Source organism: Mycobacterium parascrofulaceum ATCC BAA-614 (assembly GCF_000164135.1).
GTDB lineage: Bacteria > Actinomycetota > Actinomycetes > Mycobacteriales > Mycobacteriaceae > Mycobacterium > Mycobacterium parascrofulaceum.
Map to the genome: position 1 here is coordinate 1 of NZ_GG770630.1, position 991 is coordinate 991.

The 991-nt window shown below is 64.2% G+C and carries 1 protein-coding gene; it reads left to right on the forward strand.

Annotation, left to right across the window (positions count from 1 at the left end):
* Positions 1–769 (forward strand): heavy metal translocating P-type ATPase (locus HMPREF0591_RS29920; protein ID WP_007172638.1); only part of this gene is annotated, 769 nt, incomplete at its 5' end.
* Positions 770–991: the final 222 nt, after the last annotated feature.

Sequence of the window (991 nt, forward strand, 5' to 3'; positions counted from 1 at the left end):
TTCGCTGCTGCGTGCCGAAAAGGTCCGCGTGTCCAAGAAGGCAACCGAGTGGGTTGACAAACTGCGTCGCCAAGCCGAGACCCCGCTGCTGCTTGCCGTCGATGGCAAGCTGATCGGGCTGATCAGCCTGCGCGACGAAATTCGGCCCGAGGCTGCCGACGTGCTGAACAAGTTGCGCAGCAAGGGCATTCGGCGCATTGTGATGCTCACCGGTGATCATCCCGACACCGCCGAAGTCGTCGCCGGCGATCTCGGTATCGACGAATGGCGGGCCGAGGTGCTACCCGAAGACAAGCTTCAGGCGGTGCGCCAACTTCAAGACGATGGTTACGTCGTTGCGATGATCGGTGACGGCGTCAATGACGCGCCGGCGCTGGCTACCGCCGACATCGGCATCGCCATGGGGCTGGCCGGCACCGACGTCGCCGTGGAAACCGCCGACATCGCCTTGGCCAACGACAACCTGCAGCGCCTGCTTGACGTACCCGATCTGGGCACGCGAGCCGTGGCGGTGATCCGGCAGAACTACGGCATGTCCATCGCCGTCAACTCCGTTGGCCTGTTGATGGGCGCCGGAGGGGCCCTGTCGCCGGTGCTGGCCGCGATCCTGCACAACGCATCCTCGGTCGCTGTGGTCACCAACAGCTCTCGACTGATCCGCTACCGCCTGATGAACGGTCAATCCGCAACTCTCAACGGGCACCCGACGACAGCGCCTGCTGGGACCAATGGTCACCAGACCGCAGTAGCGTCCTTGCCCGCCAACTAATTGCACATGGCTGCCGCGCCTGCCCACAGCGTCATCCCCAAAGTGCGCGTGTCTGGACTCGCGCGTTACCCGTTCGAGTGGGCTACGGCATCCTGAGCCCGACGAGCGTGCCCGGTAAGAAAGGTAAGCACAAGTGAGTGGACCAGAGACGTCAGCCGGGCAGGCCGGGGACCGTCCGATTATGCATCTGTCAGAGTTGCTGCACGCGCCGGTCTTGGCCCG